This is a genomic window from Thermoactinomyces sp. CICC 10522, assembly GCF_016055075.1.
Classification (GTDB): Bacteria; Bacillota; Bacilli; order Thermoactinomycetales; family Thermoactinomycetaceae; genus Thermoactinomyces_A; species Thermoactinomyces_A daqus.
Genome location: NZ_JAECVY010000001.1, coordinates 524,044 through 541,639 on the forward strand (window position 1 = coordinate 524,044; position 17,596 = coordinate 541,639).

Here is a 17,596-nt window from a genome sequence, read left to right on the forward strand (position 1 = left end):
TACAAAGTGTAAAAAAACGAACCCGGGTTTTGTTTCGCAGAAACTCGGGTTCGATTCGTTGGCATCAAAATTTGTTGATATGGAAATTATCCCCCAGCATGGTCCAGTTTTCGGGAAAGCTTTCGCCCAATACCCAGTAACTGATCCCGTGCAGTCTGTACTGCTTCACCAGATTGAACTTGGCTTGTATGCTTTGTGCATCTTCAAACCAAACTTCATGCCGTTTGCCGGCTCTGTCCGTGTAACGGAACCAAGGAGCTTCATCCCGTTTGCTGTACCGGACTTTGATTCCCTTTTGATGGGCGAGGGTATCCGCTTCTTTCGGGGATATCCGTTTGGCCGGAGGGCCGCCTTTTTTATAGGGAAGGGTCCAATCATACCCGTACAACGGAGCGCCCATGATAATTTTTCGGGCGGGGATTTTGGTTTTGGCATATTCAATCACTTTGCGAATTTGCGGTACGGGGGATACCGCCATCGGAGGCCCACCGGTCCAGCCCCATTCGTAGGTCATCAAAATGACAAAATCGGCGATTTTTCCGTGAAAAGCATAGTCGTGCGCCCCGTGCCAGGGTCCGCGATCATGGTCGCTCTGCTTGGGGGCAAGTGCAGTGGAAACGATAAATCCTTCCCGTTTCGCCAATGGAACCAGGGTGGTCAGAAAACTGTTGTACAAATGGCGGTCCTGAGGGTGAAGATGTTCAAAATCGACGTTGAGTGCCCGATATCCTTTTTGTTTCATCACGCGGATCACATTGGCGATCAATTTTCGTGAAGCTGCTTTGTTTGTGAAGATCCGGTGGGCAATGTCCGACTGAAAATTGCCGTTGGCAAAATTGGTAATGACCAGCATCGGAACGGCTCCGTTTTTGCGCGTGGTTATTAACGGAGCCGTATCATTGAGAGGAATCAGACTTCCGTCCGACCGGACGCGGTAGCTGAAAAAGCTGACATAAGTCAGATTGGGTGCCGCTTGGTTGACTGCTGCCACCGCTGTTTTGGGATCGTCGACTTCCAAAAAACCGATGGTATCAATATGGGGTTTGGCCGCCGGCGGTTTTGTTTTTTCCCGGGGTTTGACAGGGACCGTTCTGCCACGGGTGTTCATCGGTTCTGTATGATTCGTCCGATATGCGGTCGCCTGGGGGCGTTTTCCCCCGCTTTCCTTTTTAGTCGGGGCCGAGCATCCTGTGAAAATAAGGGTTAGGACAGTAAATAATAAAAGAATACGTTTCATTTGTCTCACCTGTTTTTCATAATTTTATCCTTTAGTCTTCTTGAACTGCTTTTTTTTATGCACCGGGACTGAATCGCTGTGCAAGGCATGTTTGAAAGCTCGTCTGAATAGATTGGAAAATAGACAGATGGGACAAAGGAGGAAGAAAGTTGGCGGAACAAGCACGATGGATTGATTGGGATCCAGAACGGGTTGCAGCTTATTTTGGGGTGAATCCCTCTGTTGGCCTGAACGGGGATGAAGCGAAGGAACGGCTCAAGCGGGCGGGTTACAACCGGTTGGCGGAAGGGGAGAAAAGCTCGCTGTTCGGACTGTTCATCGACCAGTTCAAGGACTTTATGGTACTGGTCCTTCTGGTGGCGACACTGATTTCCGGTTTGCTCGGAGAATATACGGATGCGATCGCGATCATCGCCATTGTACTGTTAAACGCTTTTCTCGGATTCATACAGGAAGTGCGTGCGGAGAAATCACTGTCCGCCTTGAAAAAATTATCCGCGCCGACAGCCAAGGTGCTCAGGCAGGGAAAATGGACCCGCATCGATGCTTCCCTGCTGGTTCCGGGCGATGTGGTGGCGCTGGAAAGCGGGGACCGGATTCCGGCTGATCTTCGTCTGATCAAAGCGGAAAGCCTTTATATTGAAGAGTCGGCGCTCACCGGGGAATCGGTTCCCGTGGAGAAAAACAGCGCCCCTCTCCCCCATGCCGATGTTTCCCTGGGAGACCGGAAAAACATGGGCTATATGGGAACGATGGTTGTCCGGGGAAACGGAACGGGTATTGTGGTACATACGGGCATGGAGACGGAAATGGGACGGATTGCCCATCTGATCGAAACGACGGAGACAATGGACACCCCGTTAAAACGGCGGCTGGAGCAACTGGGGAAGATTTTGATCATCGTGGCGCTGCTGTTGACGGCGCTTGTCGTGGTTACCGGGATTTTGCACGGCCAAGATGCATATAGGATGTTTCTGGCCGGAGTTTCGCTGGCAGTTGCCGCCATTCCCGAAGGATTGCCGGCGATTGTCACGATTGCCCTGGCTCTCGGGGTGCAGCGCATGATCAAACGCCGGGCCATTGTGCGCAAACTCCCGTCTGTCGAGACGCTGGGGTGTGCGACTGTGATTTGTTCGGATAAAACCGGTACGCTGACGCAAAATAAAATGTTCGTCACCCATATTTGGACCGATCAAAAATTGATTCAGGTGACCGGAAGCGGCTATGAACCTGTTGGTAAATTCAAGTTGGGAAAACAAGAGATCGATGCGGCCAAAGAGCCTGCTTTAAAACAGTTACTGGAGATTTCCGCCCTCTGCAACAACGCCTCCCTGATTAAGGAAAAGGGGGCAGGGGTAATCAAAAAGCGGACGGTTTGGAAAATTGACGGTGATCCCACTGACGGAGCGCTCATCGTAACTGCGGGCAAAGCGGGCATTACTGGTGAAACGCTGAAAAAAGAATGGGTGCGGGTCAAAGAGTACCCCTTTGACTCTGAACGGAAAATGATGTCTGTTTTGGTGAGAAACAAAAATGGGAAGCAGCGTCTCTATGCCAAAGGCGCTCCCGAGATTTTGATCGGACGATGTACTCATATTTATTCGAAGGGAAAAGTGGTGCCACTTACGCGGGAGCATAAGCAAACCATTCTCAAAATGAATGAACAATTGGCGGCGATGGCCTTGCGGAATCTGGCATTTGCATACCGCGAAGTTCCGCAGACCACCAATCTCAATAAAGATTGGCAGATAGAACAGAATCTCGTTTTCGTCGGTTTGGCTGGCATGATCGACCCGCCGCGGGAAGAGGTCAAAGAAGCGATTGAGGTTTGCCGTCGGGCGGGGATCAAAACGGTGATGATAACCGGAGACCATCAGACGACAGCGGTGGCCATTGCCAGCGAACTGGGCATCAAGCGGCCCGAAGGTTTGACACTGAGCGGACAAGATCTTTACAATATGAGCGATGAAGAGTTTTTGCGTGTGGCAAATGAGGTGGATGTTTACGCGCGCGTATCGCCCGAGCATAAGCTGCGCATCGTCAAGGCGCTGCAAAAACACGGACATGTCGTGGCGATGACGGGCGATGGAGTAAATGATGCGCCCGCCATCAAAGCGGCGGATATCGGGATTGCCATGGGCGTGACGGGAACGGATGTGTCAAAAGAGGCCTCTTCCCTGATCCTTGCGGATGACAATTTTGCCACCATCGTCTCGGCTGTTGAAGAAGGAAGGAATATTTACGATAATATTCGCAAATTCATCAGCTATTTGCTGGCTAGCAATGTCGGGGAAATTTTGATTATGTTCCTGGCGATGTTGTTCGGTTTTCCGTTGCCTCTGGTTCCGATCCAGATTTTATGGGTTAATCTCGTGACAGACGGACTGCCGGCAATGGCCCTGGGAGTCGACCCCGCGGAAGACAATACCATGGAACGGGCACCGCGAAACAGCAGGGAGAGTGTGTTTGCACGGGGGGTTGGATGGAAGATTGTCACCAGGGGGTTGCTGATCGGCTTTTGCTCACTGGCGGCATTCTGGGTTACTTATGCCGAGTTCCCCGATGATCTGGTCAAGGCGCAAACCGTCGCCTTTGCCACGCTCGTTCTGTCCCAGCTGATCTATGTTTTCGATTGCCGCTCACAGGGCACGATTTTTCAGCGAAATCCGTTTGACAATCCGGCGCTGGTGCTGGCGGTTCTTTCATCTGTCGCCTTGCTGCTGGCAGTTATCTACTATCGGCCCCTGGGACCGGTCTTCCATACAGTACCGTTGGGGCTGAGGGAATGGATTCTGGTGACGGTAACATCCACACTTCCCGTCATCGTCGCCGGTTTGTTCGATGTCATGAGACCGCGCAACTGGCATCTCAAGCGAATCGCCAACAGTTAAGACAGAAGGAGAGAGACCATGAAATTCACAAAAATGCACGGTCTTGGAAATGATTTTATTATTGTGTATCAAAACCACACGCCGAATCTGGAGGAATTTTCCCGTCTGGCGGTACAAATGTGCCACCGCCACACCGGGATCGGAGCAGACGGACTGGTGGTGGTGTACCCGTCGGAGAACGCCGATGCAGCGATGCGCATTTTCAATGCCGATGGCTCGTTGACGGAACAATGCGGCAATGCCATGCGCTGTGTCGCCAAATACTGCTACGAACGCCTTTCGGCATTAAAAGACGAGTTTACGCTGGAAACGAAGGTGGGTTTGCAGACGGTATGGGTGGACGGAAGCCTGGGAAAAGCGGAGAAGATTCGTGTCGATATGGGAGAGCCGGTTTTGGAGCCTTCGCGAATCCCGGTCGTTGCAACCGGCCGGCGGGTGATCAACCAACCGGTCGAGGCCGGAGGTGCACAGTTTTACTTTACCGGCGTGTCGATGGGGAACCCGCATGCTGTCATCGAGGTAGACGATGCTTCCCGGTTTCCTGTGGAAAAATGGGGTCCGATCCTGGAAACGCACCGGCTGTTTCCCAATAAATCCAATGTGGAATTCGTCACTTTTCATTCCCCGTCCGAGGTGACCATGCGGGTCTGGGAACGCGGGGTCGGACAAACAATGGCTTGCGGTTCGGGAGCATGTGCAACGCTGGTCGCCGGTGTTCTTCTCGGAAAATTGGCGCGCCGGGCGGTGATTCATCTGCTTGGAGGCGATCTGGAGATCGAGTGGAGCGAAGCGGATAACCGGGTTTATATGAGCGGGCCTGCTGCTTTCGTCTATGACGGAGTTTGGTTGCCGGCTTAAAAGGAATGAAGCCAGAATCCAAAGCAAATGATGGATTCTGGCTTTTTCTTCATCCCCAGCGGAACGAATCGGGTGAATCCGCTTCATCCTCCGGGGGAGAGGTTGGGACAGTTGCAAGGCCGTTTCCCGGCGGGCCTTGGCGGTTTCGATTGCGGCGTCGCAACCAAACGGCCAGGGCAATGATCAGGAGCAGCACGATCAGGAGAATCAGAATACCCCAAGTGATCGGGTTGGGGATTTTAACCGACATATAGATCGGGTTGTCTTCTCCGGGATGGATTTTCCAAGTGAGCGTTTTCCCATCCGGACTAACCTGCGTGGCGTTGCTTTGGTCCGCCTTAACCGGGAGAGTCAGGATAAAGCGCAGATTCATCTGATTAAAAAACAATTGATCGAGTCCGTAGGCGCCATCCGGTTTTAAATGGGTCAGGTCGACATGGGTGTTGTACACCAGTGTAGTGGTGAACAAACCGTTTTTTATTTCAAAATCTTTTCCCGGCCCTCTTACCGTTGGGAACGTCCCGGCGGTCAGCGGATGTTGATCCTGCGGGAGCGAAGCGCTTTGCTTGCCGAAGAAGTGAAAAGCGGAATTGGCCTGTTCTTTCAGCTCTTTTCCCGGCGGATCATCGATGACGCTGTCCACCTCTTTGACGGCAACCCATCCCTGTTTATCGCCTTCGTCCAAGGGGCGGATCTGGTAGCCGTGATTCGCCAGGCGGTTTTTCAAGTCATTGAATTGCGGGAGGATCAGGGGGTTGGTTAACACTTTAAGTTCATATTGGCCCGACCCGTCCCGGTTGATCGTGACATGCAGATCGGCATCGATGCATCCGGTGAGAAAGACGGTGAGGATGAGCAAAAATCCCATGATCTTTGTCCACTTTTTCTTCATTTGCTGCCTCTCCTTTTTGATTTCGGTTTACTCAGGGGGGCGGCCGAGAATGGGTTGGAATAATGGAAAATTTATTGCTTATTGCGCAATGGAATGCAATTTCTATCATTGTAATGAAGTTGAAAATGGGTGTCAAAGCGGGGAGGGCGTGAAAGCCGGAAATGGAATCTTTCATCCATTCGCGTATGGGAAAAAGTCGGTTTGATCAGAACAGGGACGACTGAAGAATCAATTCTATAGGTATATCCCCGGCAAGCGGGGAGATTGTCCATTTTGCAGGGGGATCGTCCATTTTTTAGAAATGAAAGCGTTTTTATGACTTGTGCTGATTTTTGAAAATGGATTTTGGTTAAGTTAAAATGGGAGTGATTTTGAGAAAAAAATTATCCGGAGGTTAACATGAATAAAATTCAGTTTGATTATTCCAGTGCCACTGCCTTTATGAACGAGCATGAACTGATGCAAATGCAGCCAGCCATCCGGATGGCCCACGATTTGCTACATAACGGGACAGGCGCCGGATCGGACTTTCTCGGTTGGGTAAATCTTCCTTTTCAATACGACAAGGAAGAATATGCCCGGATTAAAAAAGCAGCCGCCAAAATTCAGTCTGATTCGGACGCGCTGGTCGTAATCGGAATCGGCGGTTCCTATCTGGGTGCGCGTGCCGCGATTGAAATGCTTTCTCATACCTTCTATAACGAATTGCCGAAAGATAAACGTCGCACACCGCAAATTTATTTTGCCGGAAACCATATTTCTTCCACTTATTTGGCTCACCTTCTCGAACATTTGGAAGGCAAAGAGGTAAGTGTGAATGTGATTTCCAAGTCGGGAACGACGACCGAACCGGCCATCGCCTTCCGCATTATCCGTGAATATATGGAGAAGCGCTACGGAAAAGAAGAGGCGCGCCGCCGTATTTATGCCACAACGGACAAGGCCAAAGGAGCCTTGAAGAAGTTGGCCGATGAAGAGGGATACGAAACGTTTGTGATTCCCGATGATGTGGGCGGCCGGTACTCTGTTTTGACGGCGGTCGGACTTCTGCCGATTGCTGTCGCCGGGATCGATATCGATGAAATGATGGCCGGTGCGCAAGCAGGGGTGGAAGCATACCAAACACTGGATCTCGAAGCAAACCCGAGCTATCAATATGCAGCTGTGCGCAACATTTTATACCGCAAAGGAAAAACGACGGAGATCCTGGTTAACTACGACCCGGCGCTGCAGTATTTCAGTGAGTGGTGGAAACAGCTGTTTGGTGAAAGTGAAGGGAAGGACCAGAAAGGGATTTTCCCGGCGTCCGTCAACTTTACGACCGATCTGCACTCCATGGGTCAATACATCCAGGAGGGGCTGCGCAACATCTTTGAAACCGTCGTCTTTGTCGGAAAATCGCGCGAGTCGTTGCTCCTGCCAAAGGATGAGAGCGATTTGGACGGCCTGAACTATTTGGCCGGGAAAGATCTTGATTTCGTGAACAGCAAGGCCTTTGAAGGAACCATGCTGGCCCATGCGGATGGCGGAGTTCCCAACCTGGCGGTCAAAGTGGAGGAAATCAGTCCGTACACCTTTGGGGCGCTCGTCTATTTCTTTGAGAAGGCTTGCGGCATCAGCGGGTATTTATTGGGGGTAAATCCCTTTGATCAGCCGGGGGTTGAGGCGTATAAGAAAAACATGTTCGCCCTGCTCGGGAAACCGGGATTTGAAGCGCAGCGGGGTGAACTGCTGAAACGCCTGAACAAGTAAAGCGAATGAGAATTCATGTCCAACCGGGCATGAAGTGATGTCCACAACCTTTTGCAGAAGGGGATTGGTGCTTTTCTGCGGCGGCTTGTTCCACGACGGGCCGGGCCAAGAGAAGCACCGGGATCCCTGACGGAATTCTATATGGGTTTTTAGACTTAACAAGTGAGCCATGTCCAACCGGGCATGGTTTTTTTTATTCAATTGGATTGCCTCGCCAAAAAGCGGGAGATCTGCGTTCTTATGGTCGGTCAGTCGTGCTCTGTTTCCACTCGATTTTAAAACTTCAACGTGAATATTTTTATTGTTGCTTGCATTGGCCGGTCAATCTGTTTATACTGTACATATACGATATATACACTTGGATGGGTTGAAGATGAAAATCATCATTTCGCAAACCGGAGACCAACCGATTTATGCCCAGATCGCGGTGCAAATCAAACATCAGATTTTCAACGGGATTTTGCAGAGCGGCGATGCCCTGCCCTCGATCCGCAAATTGGCCAAAGAACTGAAAGTGAGTGTCATCACAACCAAACGAGCGTATGAAGAATTGGAAAAAGAAGCGCTTATTCGGACCGTTGCGGGAAAGGGAACCTTTGTCACGGCCCATGACCAGTTTTTCCTGCATGAAAAGAGAGTGGAAGAACTGAAAGAAAAGTTGGGCCCCGCCATCAGAGAAGCGAAGGAAATCGGGTTATCCCTGCAGGAAGTGACGGCCCTGGTCGAAACTATCTTTCGGGAGGAAGCACCATGAGTTACATCTTGGATGTAAAGGATTTGCGTAAAGAATATAAGGGATTTTCCCTGGGCCCTTTGTCGTTTCAGCTGGAACCGGGCTATATCATGGGTTTGATCGGCCCAAACGGTTCCGGCAAAAGCACCACCATCAAAGCGATTCTCGGCTTGATCCGGCCGAACGGGGGTTCCATCCGCATTTTTGGCAAAGATCAGGCTAAAGAAATGCAGGCAATCAAACAGCAGATCGGATATGTTTATGACCAGAACCATTTTTATGACGAGTTTACGATCGGGGAAATGAAGAAAGTGATTGCCGGATTTTACGAAGATTGGGATAATTCCTTGTTTTCGCAGTATATCGACCGGTTTAACCTGCCGGTGCGAAAAAAGATCAAAGAGTTTTCCAAGGGAATGAAAATGAAATTTTCCCTGGCCGTGGCCTTGTCCCACCATGCCAGACTGATCATCATGGATGAATCGACTTCAGGGCTTGACCCGATTTTTCGCAGCGAATTGCTCGATTTGTTGCTGGAGATCATTCAGGATGAGGAGAAAGCGATCTTCTTCTCTTCCCATATCACTTCTGATCTGGAACGGGTCGCTGATTATATCACGTTCATCCATAACGGAAATCTGATTTTCAGTGAGAGCAAGGATGACTTGCTGGATACCTACCGCATCGTCAAAGGCGGACCTGATCTTTTGGAGCCGTTGCAGGAAGAGGGGCTCTTGACGGGGGTTATCAACAACCAGTTTGGCTTTGAGGCGCTGACGGCGGATGTTGCAGCGGTCAACGACCGGTTTAAGGGCCAGGTTATCATGGAGAAGCCCAGTTTGGAACAAATCATGGTGCATATGGCAAGAGGTGAACAGTATGCGTAATCTTCTGTTAAAGGACTTGATTTTAACCACAAGGAATTGGCTTTTTCTTCTCCTGTGCACAGCGTTGCTGATTATTTTTGTCTTTGCCAATTCAACGCAAACAACGTTTTTCTATGCGATGGAAATATTTGGCATTTCCTATGCCCTTTTCAGTTCAGCCATTTCCTATGATGACAAAAATAACAGCGACATCCTTTTTAACAGTCTGCCCATAAAAAGAAGCCGGATTGTGATGGCCCGCTACCTCAGCCTGTTCATGTTTGTCCTGATCGGCACCTTTCTTTCCCTCCTCATCGGAGGGGTCAGTCAGGCAGTACATCCCGGCCTTTTCCAACCGTTAATGATGTCAGCACAGCAAAGTATGCTGATGGGAGCAATCAGTTTTTGGCTGACCAGCATACTCTACCTTCCCCTCTATTTTAAATGGGGATATCAAAAATCGAGGGTATTCAATGTTGCCATCTTTTTCTCTGTCTTCTTCATCCCGGTGATTATCGGCAGCCTTGAACGGGTGATTCCGCAAAGCATTCTCAAAAAAGCGATTGACTTTTTCAGGGGACAACCCGCCTGGATGCTGGAAACGGAGGGATTGTTGCTGGTTCTGCTCTTGGGATGTCTCTCCTGTTTCCTTTCTTGTGTGATCTATAACAAACGTGAATTTTAGCTAGAAAGGGAGTTGGCTTGATCAGCCGATTTAGGGATGGGGGCCATTCTTTGTTGCCGGCTGCTTCCGTCACAAAGGCCGCTGCAAAAATAGCACCCATCATCGCACAATTTGGCAATTCTCGGCAAATGAATGATACTTTCTCTTTCATCCCGGAAGGGACCACCATATCATTTCGGGTAAAACGTACGATCAGATATTTTTTCACAAACCGGCCGGCATTCCTGACGCTGAGGGGCAGCCGGTTTTATTTTTTGAACCCATTCATTCCCTCGATTATGGAAGAACCACTGGCTGCAATCTTTTGATATTGGGTCAGTTCACTCTTCATAGTTAAATATTTACAAAAGGGCAGCCCAACGGTTAAGATGAAATGGAAAACAAAATTAATTAATTTAAATATAAAAGCAGTATTGATGTGATTTCCAAAAAACGTCCTGTATTATAATAGGAGAGGCAAAAGAAGCAGGTCAGACGGAAAGGAAAGGGGGGGACGGGATGCAAACAGGCAGTTTTCGCTGGATGAAATCGCTGAATAAATCAACCATTTTAAACATTATTCGTCTCCACGGCCCGATTTCCCGTGCCGAAATTGCGAAAATGACCAGATTAACCCCGCCGACCGTAACCAATATCGTCAGTGAATTATTGCAGGACCGGTTGATTGTGGAAAGCAATCTGGGCATTTCAACCGGCGGGCGCAAACCGATCATGCTAAAGATCAATTCATCCGGGTTTTACGTCATCGGCATTTATGCTCGGGCGAAAAAACTGGATGCGGCCGTGGCCAACCTGGATGGCAAGATCGTCTATGAGTGCTCCTGTTTTTTGCCGGACAACCCGGATGAGACGGCTTTTTTGCTGGAATTGAAACGTTTGTCGGAAAAGGCATTGGCGTTTGTCCGGCGCGAGGGGCAGCAAGCGCTCGGAATCGGTATCGGCATGCATGGCTTGGTTGATCCGCTGCAAGGGGAGTCGATTTATGCCCCCCATCTTCATCTGAAACGCGTTCCGGTCAAAAAATATCTGGAAACCGAGTTGAACGTGCTGGTGGAAATGGAAAACGATGTACGCTCTTTGGCGTTGGCGGAGAGCTGGTTTGGACAGGGGCGCGACCTGGCCAATTTTATCACGGTGAATATCAGTTCGGGAATCGGAGCGGGGATTATCCTGGATCACGAACTTTATCAGGGGGATTCCTATTCTGCCGGGGAGATCGGCCATACCACGATCGACATCGATGGTCCCAAGTGCAGTTGCGGGAATTACGGCTGCCTTGAAGCATTGGCATCAGGACCGGCGATGGTGGAACGGGCGAAAAGGGAGATCGAGCGGGGGCGAAAAAGCATACTGTGCGAAAAGCTTGAGGGAAATGCTGACGGGCTGACGGGTGAAGCCATTTATGAAGCAGCTCTCGACGGGGATTTGCTGGCGATTGACGTGCTGGCGGATACGGGAAGATTTTTGGGGGTGGGTTTGGCCAACCTCATCAACACCTTCAACCCTTCACGAATCATCCTTCACGGGGGTGTAACGCGCGCCGGGAGATTTATCATCGATCCTCTTTTGGAAACGGTAAGGTCGCGTGCTCTGGAGCGGCCGGCAGAACAAGTTTCCATTGTGGTGTCGGAGCTGGGCAAAAAGGCGACGCTGATCGGAGCGTTTACTCTCGTGCTCAAAAAGATTTTTGCTCCTGCCGGGGCAGCGGAAACGGATTAAAAAGAGCCTCAATGGCAAGAGGCTCCCCTTCACGCCGACAGACCATTCCCAAAAGAGGAAAGATTGATAAAATAATTGATTCATGTCATAATAATGAGACTGATCGCTTTTTAGTTTTGGGTAAATTGCGTTTAAACGAGTTTTTTTTCTTTTTTTTACATAATCTTGATTTTTATTTTCGGAAAGCGATCCAATTGGCAAAACAAACAAGTCGAAACCGAGGAGGAACAAAATGGATCGTTTAACGCTGATGATGAAGGAACTGACGGAAGCCAACGGAGTGGCCGGATTTGAAGGAACGGTCCGGCAAAAGATGGAGCAATATTTGAAACCGCTTTCAGAAGAAATTCTCAAGGATCGGCTCGGCGGTGTCGTCGGAAAAAAAACAGGGGATTCCAAAGGCCCCCGCGTTTTATTGGCCGGGCATCTGGATGAGGTTGGATTTATGGTCACCCGGATCACTGAGCGCGGATTTCTGCGTTTTCAGCCACTGGGTGGATGGTGGCCGCACAACGTGTTGGCCCACCGTGTTACGGTTCAATCGCGCCGCGGAGACTACATTGGCGTGGTCGGTTCAAAGGCGCCGCATGTTTTGACACCGGAAGAGAGAAGAAAAGTGCTCGATTTAAAGGATATGTTTATCGATGTGGGAGCCGGCAGCCGGGAAGAAGTGGAGGAAATGGGAATCCGCCCGGGAGATCCGGTTGTTCCCGTTTCTGACTTTTTTACTTTGAAAAACGGTGAGTTATGGGGTGGAAAGGCACTGGACAACCGGGCTGGCTGTGCCATGGCTGTCGAAGTGCTGAAAAACCTTCAGGATGAGGATCATCCCAATGTTGTCTTCGCAGGAGCGACGGTACAGGAGGAAGTGGGAATGAGGGGAGCTTCCACGCTTGCCCACCTGATCAAACCGGACATCGCTTTTGCCCTGGATGTCGGCATTGCTTATGATACACCTGGTTTTGAATCGTACCCGGGTGAAGCGGCTCTCGGCAAAGGCCCCCTTATATACTTGATGGATTTTACCATGATCGGGCACGGCGGATTGCGAAATTTGATCATTGAGACTGCGGAAGAGCTGGAGATTCCCTTGCAATATGATGCGCTTCTCAGAGGAGGAACCGATGGAGGCCGTTTCCATCTAAACGGGGGCGGCTGCCCGACAGTTGCTCTCGGATTTCCGACGCGGTATATTCACAGCCATAATGCGCTGATGTCGAGAACAGACTTTGAACAGGCCGTGCGGCTGGTGACGGCAGTGGTCAAAAAGCTGGACCACAAGCAAATGGAAAAGCTGTGCGGTTAGTCTTGCTTTACATCGAGGCGGGCTTTCCCTGCGATTTGCCCAAGCCTTCTTCAGGGCAGTGCCCCGGGACATAAAATGTTTCAGAGAACACGCTCTCTTGCGGAGGGCGTGTTTTTTATTTTCCATATACTGGGGAGAAGACAGGTGTGTAGGGGGAAGTTTTTGAGTGCCGGGCTCCGGTGAAAACCCACAGGCTTCATCCCCCGATCTCCGGGAAGGGAGAGACTTCTTGCGGTCAAACTTCAATCAGATCCGCGATTTTCCACTGTTTGGAATTTTTGTTTTGCAGCAGAGACAAAGTCTGCCCGATTTTAATCATCCTTTGCCGGATCCAGTATTTGGTTAAACAATACTCTGCGGGAGAAGTGAATGGAAATCATCTCTGTTGAAAAAAATAAGAGGGAATCAAAAGAAGGCATACAGAGCCGGCCTTGGACATATTTTTCCATATTTAATCGCCCGGAATCACAGGGAAACATTTCCAAAAATATATTGTTGAAAAATCTGTTTATTTTTTTTAATATTGATATAGATTTTTTTAATAAATTCCTATAGCGTGGCTTAATTTTCTAAACTTTCTAATCGACACTGGGTGATTTTTAGCAAAAGCAGAGAGGCTGTCTGTCGATGCTGCTCCTAGGGGTCGTCCCTTGTATCAGACTGAATTTTTTCAATTGATTAGCAAATGCCGATTCAGATTGGCTTATTTTGCTAAAAATAATTTTGGTTGGGGGAAGCTGAGGAAGATGAATTTATTTCGTAAAAAAAATGTCAAGTCGATGTTGGACATGGCACAGGGAAAGAGCAAGCTGAAACGGGATTTGACCGCTTGGGATCTGACCTTGCTGGGGATTGGAGCCATCATCGGTACCGGTATTTTTGTTCTGACCGGAACCGGTGCGGTAAAAGCGGGGCCGGCACTTGTCATTTCCTTTATTCTTGCGGCAGTTGCCTGTGGATTGGCCGCTTTGTCCTATGCGGAACTTGCCTCGCTCGTGCCTGTATCCGGTTCCGTGTACACGTACAGCTATGCCACTCTTGGAGAGCTGATTGCCTGGATTATCGGATGGGATCTCGTCCTCGAATATTTATTTGCGGTCAGTTCGGTTTCCGTCGGGTGGTCGGGTTACTTTCAATCGCTGTTGTCCGGATTCGGCATCAACTTGCCGGAGGCATTGACCGCAGCGCCGGGAGTGCCGGGGAAATCAGGAATTTTTAACCTGCCGGCGTTTCTGATTGTAATGATTATTACGTTTTTGTTATCCCGCGGCATTCGTGAATCGAAAAAAGTGAACAACCTGATGGTGATTATCAAAATCTTGGTTGTCTTGCTCTTTATCGCGGTCGGAATCGGCTATGTGAAACCGGCTCACTGGTCTCCGTTTGCTCCGTTTGGTTTCAGCGGAATCTTTCAGGCGGCGGCTCTCGTCTTTTTTGCTTATGTCGGATTTGACGCGGTGGCCGCGGCCGCAGAGGAAACGCGCAACCCCAAAAAAGATTTGCCGAAAGGCTTGCTCTTTTCGCTGGGAATTTGCACATTGCTGTATGTCATCGTCACGCTCATTATGACCGGGATCGTTCATTATCAACAATTTAACCAGAACATGGATCATCCGGTTTCGCTCGCGCTCGAAGTGGCTCATCAAAACTGGGCGGCTGGCATTGTTGACCTCGGGGCCATTATGGGGATGACGACGGTGATTCTGGTTATGCTTTACGGACAGACGCGGATTTTCTTCTCCATGTCGAGAGACGGACTGTTGCCGAAAGTCTTTTCCCAGGTTCACCCGCGTTTTAAAACCCCTTACAGCAGCACCTGGCTCCTGGGGACGATCGCCGCTTTTATCGGGGCACTGCTCCCGCTGGACAAGTTGGCTGAACTGGTTAACATCGGAACCTTGTCGGCTTTTGCCCTCGTTTCCGTCGGCGTGATTGTCCTGCGGTACAAGCAGCCCGATCTGCCAAGGGCATTCCGCTGTCCGGGTGTTCCTTATTTGCCCGGTCTGGCCGTGCTTGCCTGTTTGTTCCTGATGTCACAGCTGAAATGGATCACTTGGGTGGCATTCCTCGTTTGGCTCGGCATCGGCTTGATCGTGTATTTCCTCTATTCGCGCAAACATTCGCTGTTAAATCAAGAAAAATAAGAGGTCATGGAGCCAATCACCTATGGCGGCTCTCCTGAATCTTTCGGGGGAGCCGCTTTTTTTGTTCATTGAAATGTCTGAATTCTGCCTCCTGATGGATAAACAGTAGATCGAAAACGTTTCATTTGATTATGATGGAAAGAGAACAAATTGGATGAAAGGGTTTAAAGACATGGAAAACAGAGTAACGGTGTTGAGCATGACGGGTTATGGACACGGGGAAGCAGAGGAAAATGGCATCCGCTTCGTCACGGAAATCCGTTCGACCAACCATCGTTTTTTGGATATTGTCATTCGCATTCCGCAGGGTTGGCTCTGTTTGGAAGACCTCGTGCGAAAACAGGTGCAAAAGGTTGCACGGCGGGGAAGAATTGATGTCTTCATCACGATTGAAGGAATCCGGCCGCCTGAGCGCAACGTGCAATTGGACTGGAATTTGCTGCGCGGCTTTTTGCAGGCCGGCAAAATCGCCGAACAGGAGTGGGGCATCCGGGCAGAACTGACCCTGGCTGATTTGCTTCAAAAGCCGGAGCTTTGGCTGATCGATGAAGTGAAATGGGATGTGGAAAAGTACCGTGCGGCGTTTCTCTCTTCGGTTGACGGGGCGCTGAAGGAGCTGAGACAAATGAGGGAGCAGGAAGGGAATCATTTGGGGCAAGATCTGACCGGGCGCCTGCAAACATTGAGTAAAATAGTGGAGGAAATCGAACGGGAGACGCCGATCGTGGCCGAACATGTGAAAAAACGGTTGAAGACAAGGCTGGAGGAGATGCTGGGGGATCTGGAAACCGATCCGGACCGCCTGCTTACCGAAGTGGCGATCTGGGTGGAAAAAGCAGACATCACTGAAGAGTTGACGAGACTGAAAAGCCACATGAGCCAGTTTGAAAAGGCTCTTTCCCAAAGTGAACCGGTTGGGCGCCGCCTCGATTTTCTTGTGCAGGAAATGAATCGCGAAGTGAATACCATCGGTTCCAAGGCGAACCTGCCAAGCATCAGCTCCCGGGTTGTGGACTGTAAGAGTGTTCTGGAAAAAATCAGAGAACAAGTGCAAAACATTGAGTAAAACATTGATTCGGACGGAAAAACGATCTAAAATAGCCTAGTAGGCTGGAAATGCGTTTTTTTTCTTTCATTCCTTTAATTTGGTATTTTTTACCTTATGAAGCGCAACTTTCAGAGCCGGGAATGTTTTCCATTCCCGCTTCGAAATACGATTGATCTCAAATTGGGTGAGGAGGTACTCAAACTTGGGTATCAAATTAATTAATATTGGTTTCGGCAATATTGTTTCGGCCAACCGGATTGTCTCCATTGTCAGTCCGGATTCCGCCCCGATCAAGCGGATCATTCAGGAAGCGCGCGAACGGGGTGTTTTGATCGATGCTACATATGGCCGCAGAACGCGTGCGGTCATCATCACGGACAGCGATCATGTGATCCTGTCAGCGGTACAGCCGGAGACGGTGGCTCACCGGCTGGCCAGCAAAGAACATCATGAAGAGATTGTTGAATAGGAAAGGACTTTTCTATGAAGGCGAATTATCTGCGTGAAGGACTGTTGATCGTGGTTTCGGGCCCGTCCGGTGTCGGAAAGGGAACGGTTTGTTCGGCACTTCGCAAAAAAATGCCGGAACTGACCTATTCCATTTCCGCTACGACCCGCCCGCCGCGTGAATCGGAAGTGGACGGAGTCAACTATTTTTTCAAGACCGTACCCGAGTTTAAAAAGATGATTCAAAACGACGAACTGATTGAATGGGCGCAATATGTGGGAAACTATTACGGAACTCCCCGGCGGTTTGTCGAGGAAACGCTGGCTTCCGGACAGGACATTTTACTGGAGATTGAGGTACAAGGAGCCATGCAGGTGCGGGAGAAATTTCCCCAGGGCATTTTCATTTTTCTGGTACCTCCTTCCTTTGAAGATTTGAAGCGCCGCATTTTAAACCGGGGCACGGAAACGGAAACCTCTCTGGCTCACCGCTTGGATGCCGCAACCGATGAGCTGAAACAGATCGAGCGCTACGATTACGTGGTGATCAATGATGAGGTGGAGCAAGCCTGTGAACGAATCCGGGCGATCATCACGGCCGAACATTGCCGGAAAGACCGCCTGATCTTAAGCGAATAGATGGGAGGAAGGAAAATGCTTTATCCATCCATTGATTTGTTGATGAAAAAAGCGGACAGCAAATATTCGTTGGTCGTTTTGGCGGCAAAGCGGGCGCGCCAACTGCTCGACGGGCAGGAGCCCCAAATCAAGCCGCATTCGAAAAAATATGTGGGGATGGCTTTGGAAGAGATCGCCGATGATCTCCTCGTGCCGGAACATCCGCACAAGGGATAAAGGCATGCCGATCAGGGGAACGTGCAAAGAGGAAACGGTTCCCCTGATCGTTTTGCTTGTTTTTGACGGCAACCTGTTTAAAAGGTTGTTCTTTTTGTGAGAAGAAGCGGATTGCGCTGAAACCCCGGAATGTCATATCTCCCGAATGAATAGCGCGAACAGT

15 protein-coding genes are annotated in these 17,596 nt (G+C 49.8%); 13 read left to right on the plus strand and 2 right to left on the minus strand.

Annotated elements, in window-relative coordinates:
• Positions 1-64: 64 nt before the first annotated feature.
• Entirely contained in the window at positions 65-1,237 is a 1,173-nt protein-coding gene (locus tag I8U18_RS02720; RefSeq protein ID WP_198064453.1) for a glycosyl hydrolase family 18 protein, read from the minus strand.
• Between the two features lie 149 nt (positions 1,238-1,386).
• Here I8U18_RS02720 and I8U18_RS02725 point away from each other — a divergent pair, with 149 nt between their 5' ends.
• Complete coding sequence (locus tag I8U18_RS02725; protein ID WP_232330925.1) at positions 1,387-4,128, plus strand: calcium-translocating P-type ATPase, SERCA-type; 2,742 nt, start codon at positions 1,387-1,389, stop codon at positions 4,126-4,128.
• A gap of 18 nt (positions 4,129-4,146) precedes the next feature.
• Entirely contained in the window at positions 4,147-4,986 is an 840-nt protein-coding gene (dapF, locus tag I8U18_RS02730; RefSeq protein WP_033100271.1) for a diaminopimelate epimerase, read from the plus strand.
• 49 nt (positions 4,987-5,035) lie between these two features.
• Here the strand turns inward: dapF and I8U18_RS02735 are convergent, their stop codons facing one another.
• Positions 5,036-5,878, minus strand: coding sequence for a DUF3153 domain-containing protein (locus tag I8U18_RS02735; protein WP_198064454.1), 843 nt, complete (start codon positions 5,876-5,878; stop codon positions 5,036-5,038).
• Between the two features lie 399 nt (positions 5,879-6,277).
• Between I8U18_RS02735 and I8U18_RS02740 the strand changes: the two genes are divergently transcribed.
• From I8U18_RS02740 to rpoZ, 11 genes are all read left to right on the plus strand, one after another.
• On the plus strand, positions 6,278-7,630 hold the full coding sequence (locus I8U18_RS02740; protein ID WP_198064455.1) for a glucose-6-phosphate isomerase: 1,353 nt from the start codon (positions 6,278-6,280) through the stop codon (positions 7,628-7,630).
• 373 nt (positions 7,631-8,003) lie between these two features.
• The gene (locus I8U18_RS02745) at positions 8,004-8,384 is read left to right on the plus strand and encodes a GntR family transcriptional regulator (RefSeq protein ID WP_033100273.1); all 381 of its coding nucleotides are present in this window, start codon (positions 8,004-8,006) and stop codon (positions 8,382-8,384) included.
• On the plus strand, positions 8,381-9,250 hold the full coding sequence (locus I8U18_RS02750; RefSeq protein ID WP_198064456.1) for an ABC transporter ATP-binding protein: 870 nt from the start codon (positions 8,381-8,383) through the stop codon (positions 9,248-9,250). The genes I8U18_RS02745 and I8U18_RS02750 overlap by 4 nt, the downstream gene beginning before the upstream one ends.
• Positions 9,243-9,914, plus strand: coding sequence for an ABC-2 transporter permease (locus I8U18_RS02755; RefSeq protein WP_198055674.1), 672 nt, complete (start codon positions 9,243-9,245; stop codon positions 9,912-9,914). Before I8U18_RS02750 ends, I8U18_RS02755 begins: the two co-directional genes overlap by 8 nt.
• Before the next feature lie 498 nt (positions 9,915-10,412).
• Complete coding sequence (locus tag I8U18_RS02760) at positions 10,413-11,633, plus strand: ROK family transcriptional regulator (RefSeq protein ID WP_033100277.1); 1,221 nt, start codon at positions 10,413-10,415, stop codon at positions 11,631-11,633.
• A gap of 232 nt (positions 11,634-11,865) precedes the next feature.
• Positions 11,866-12,939 carry a M42 family metallopeptidase gene (locus tag I8U18_RS02765; RefSeq protein ID WP_198059133.1) on the plus strand — a complete coding sequence of 358 codons (1,074 nt, stop codon included), beginning with the start codon at positions 11,866-11,868 and terminating at the stop codon, positions 12,937-12,939.
• A gap of 746 nt (positions 12,940-13,685) precedes the next feature.
• The gene (bcaP, locus tag I8U18_RS02770; RefSeq protein WP_033100318.1) at positions 13,686-15,083 is read left to right on the plus strand and encodes a branched-chain amino acid transporter BcaP; all 1,398 of its coding nucleotides are present in this window, start codon (positions 13,686-13,688) and stop codon (positions 15,081-15,083) included.
• Positions 15,084-15,237: 154 nt separating this feature from the next.
• A complete protein-coding gene (locus tag I8U18_RS02775) occupies positions 15,238-16,149 on the plus strand; it encodes a YicC/YloC family endoribonuclease (protein ID WP_052154070.1) in 912 nt (303 codons plus the stop codon).
• Between the two features lie 184 nt (positions 16,150-16,333).
• On the plus strand, positions 16,334-16,600 hold the full coding sequence (remA, locus tag I8U18_RS02780; protein ID WP_033100282.1) for an extracellular matrix/biofilm regulator RemA: 267 nt from the start codon (positions 16,334-16,336) through the stop codon (positions 16,598-16,600).
• A gap of 14 nt (positions 16,601-16,614) precedes the next feature.
• A complete protein-coding gene (gene gmk, locus I8U18_RS02785; RefSeq protein WP_033100283.1) occupies positions 16,615-17,217 on the plus strand; it encodes a guanylate kinase in 603 nt (200 codons plus the stop codon).
• Between the two features lie 15 nt (positions 17,218-17,232).
• Positions 17,233-17,433 (plus strand): DNA-directed RNA polymerase subunit omega, encoded by a 201-nt coding sequence (gene rpoZ / locus I8U18_RS02790; RefSeq protein ID WP_033100284.1) that lies wholly within the window; start codon positions 17,233-17,235, stop codon positions 17,431-17,433.
• Positions 17,434-17,596 lie beyond the last annotated feature (163 nt).